We start from the raw sequence: 3,121 nt of genomic DNA, 5'->3' as shown, positions 1-3,121 counted from the left end.
ATAACTACGATGGGGCTATAGCTCAGCTGGGAGAGCGCCTGCTTTGCACGCAGGAGGTCTGCGGTTCGATCCCGCATAGCTCCACCATCTTTACTGCAACAACCCAAGAAAACTTCAGAGTGTACCTGAAAAGGTTCACTGCGAAGTTTTGCTCTTTAAAAATCTGGATCAAGCTGAAAATTGAAACGACACACTGTGTCTGTTCTCCGTAATAAGAACAGATAAAAGGTGTGTTCGAGTCTCTCAAATTTTTGCAATCAGAAGTGAAACATCTTCGGGTTGTGAGGTTAAGCGACTAAGCGTACACGGTGGATGCCCTGGCAGTCAGAGGCGATGAAGGACGTGCTAATCTGCGATAAGCGCCGGTAAGGTGATATGAACCGTTATAACCGGCGATTTCCGAATGGGGAAACCCAGTGTGATTCGTCACACTATCGTTAACTGAATACATAGGTTAACGAAGCGAACCGGGGGAACTGAAACATCTAAGTACCCCGAGGAAAAGAAATCAACCGAGATTCCCCCAGTAGCGGCGAGCGAACGGGGAGCAGCCCAGAGTCTGAATCAGCATGTGTGTTAGTGGAACGGTCTGGAAAGTCCGACGGTACAGGGTGATAGTCCCGTACACAAAAACGCATGTGCTGTGAACTCGAAGAGTAGGGCGGGACACGTGGTATCCTGTCTGAATATGGGGGGACCATCCTCCAAGGCTAAATACTCCTGACTGACCGATAGTGAACCAGTACCGTGAGGGAAAGGCGAAAAGAACCCCGGCGAGGGGAGTGAAAAAGAACCTGAAACCGTGTACGTACAAGCAGTGGGAGCACCTTCGGGTGTGACTGCGTACCTTTTGTATAATGGGTCAGCGACTTATATTCTGTAGCAAGGTTAACCGTATAGGGGAGCCGAAGGGAAACCGAGTCTTAACTGGGCGTTAAGTTGCAGGGTATAGACCCGAAACCCGGTGATCTAGCCATGGGCAGGTTGAAGGTTGGGTAACACTAACTGGAGGACCGAACCGACTAATGTTGAAAAATTAGCGGATGACTTGTGGCTGGGGGTGAAAGGCCAATCAAACCGGGAGATAGCTGGTTCTCCCCGAAAGCTATTTAGGTAGCGCCTCGTGAATTCATCTTCGGGGGTAGAGCACTGTTTCGGCTAGGGGGTCATCCCGACTTACCAACCCGATGCAAACTGCGAATACCGAAGAATGTTATCACGGGAGACACACGGCGGGTGCTAACGTCCGTCGTGAAGAGGGAAACAACCCAGACCGCCAGCTAAGGTCCCAAAGTCATGGTTAAGTGGGAAACGATGTGGGAAGGCACAGACAGCCAGGATGTTGGCTTAGAAGCAGCCATCATTTAAAGAAAGCGTAATAGCTCACTGGTCGAGTCGGCCTGCGCGGAAGATGTAACGGGGCTAAACCATGCACCGAAGCTGCGGCAGCGACACTATGTGTTGTTGGGTAGGGGAGCGTTCTGTAAGCCGTTGAAGGTGGCCTGTGAGGGTTGCTGGAGGTATCAGAAGTGCGAATGCTGACATAAGTAACGATAATGCGGGTGAAAAACCCGCACGCCGGAAGACCAAGGGTTCCTGTCCAACGTTAATCGGGGCAGGGTGAGTCGACCCCTAAGGCGAGGCCGAAAGGCGTAGTCGATGGGAAACAGGTTAATATTCCTGTACTTGGTGTTACTGCGAAGGGGGGACGGAGAAGGCTATGTTGGCCGGGCGACGGTTGTCCCGGTTTAAGCATGTAGGCGGAGGTTCCAGGTAAATCCGGTACCTTTTAACGCTGAGGTGTGATGACGAGGCACTACGGTGCTGAAGTGACAAATGCCCTGCTTCCAGGAAAAGCCTCTAAGCATCAGGTAACATCAAATCGTACCCCAAACCGACACAGGTGGTCAGGTAGAGAATACCAAGGCGCTTGAGAGAACTCGGGTGAAGGAACTAGGCAAAATGGTGCCGTAACTTCGGGAGAAGGCACGCTGATAGGTAGGTGAAGTGATTTACTCATGGAGCTGAAATCAGTCGAAGATACCAGCTGGCTGCAACTGTTTATTAAAAACACAGCACTGTGCAAACACGAAAGTGGACGTATACGGTGTGACGCCTGCCCGGTGCCGGAAGGTTAATTGATGGGGTTATCCGTAAGGAGAAGCTCTTGATCGAAGCCCCGGTAAACGGCGGCCGTAACTATAACGGTCCTAAGGTAGCGAAATTCCTTGTCGGGTAAGTTCCGACCTGCACGAATGGCGTAATGATGGCCAGGCTGTCTCCACCCGAGACTCAGTGAAATTGAACTCGCTGTGAAGATGCAGTGTACCCGCGGCAAGACGGAAAGACCCCGTGAACCTTTACTATAGCTTGACACTGAACACTGGTCCTTGATGTGTAGGATAGGTGGGAGGCTTTGAAGTGTGGACGCCAGTCTGCATGGAGCCATCCTTGAAATACCACCCTTTAATGGCTGGTGTTCTAACGTGGGCCCGTAATCCGGGTTGCGGACAGTGTCTGGTGGGTAGTTTGACTGGGGCGGTCTCCTCCCAAAGAGTAACGGAGGAGCACGAAGGTTAGCTAATCCTGGTCGGACATCAGGAGGTTAGTGCAAAGGCATAAGCTAGCTTGACTGCGAGAGTGACGGCTCGAGCAGGTGCGAAAGCAGGTCTTAGTGATCCGGTGGTTCTGAATGGAAGGGCCATCGCTCAACGGATAAAAGGTACTCCGGGGATAACAGGCTGATACCGCCCAAGAGTTCATATCGACGGCGGTGTTTGGCACCTCGATGTCGGCTCATCACATCCTGGGGCTGAAGTAAGTCCCAAGGGTATGGCTGTTCGCCATTTAAAGTGGTACGCGAGCTGGGTTTAGAACGTCGTGAGACAGTTCGGTCCCTATCTGCCGTGGGCGCTGGAGAATTGAGGGGGGCTGCTCCTAGTACGAGAGGACCGGAGTGGACGCATCACTGGTGTTCGGGTTGTCATGCCAATGGCACTGCCCGGTAGCTAAATGCGGAAGAGATAAGTGCTGAAAGCATCTAAGCACGAAACTTGCCCCGAGATGAGTTCTCCCTGAGACTTAAAGTCTCCTGAAGGAACGTTGAAGACGACGACGTTGA

1 tRNA gene and 1 rRNA gene (1 of these 2 cut by a window edge) are annotated in these 3,121 nt (G+C 52.0%); both read left to right on the top strand.

What is annotated here, in order from left to right:
• The first annotated feature begins 11 nt into the window (after positions 1 to 11).
• A tRNA-Ala gene (locus tag JSN25_RS03145) sits at positions 12 to 87 on the top strand.
• Positions 88 to 285: 198 nt separating this feature from the next.
• Positions 286 to 3,121 (top strand): 23S ribosomal RNA (locus tag JSN25_RS03140) (it continues 69 nt past the right edge of the window).

It is taken from the genome of Citrobacter cronae (assembly GCF_016893685.1).
Classification (GTDB): Bacteria; Pseudomonadota; Gammaproteobacteria; order Enterobacterales; family Enterobacteriaceae; genus Citrobacter; species Citrobacter werkmanii.
The sequence above is the reverse complement of the archived record's forward strand: the minus strand, read 5'-3'. Positions and strand labels throughout refer to the sequence as shown.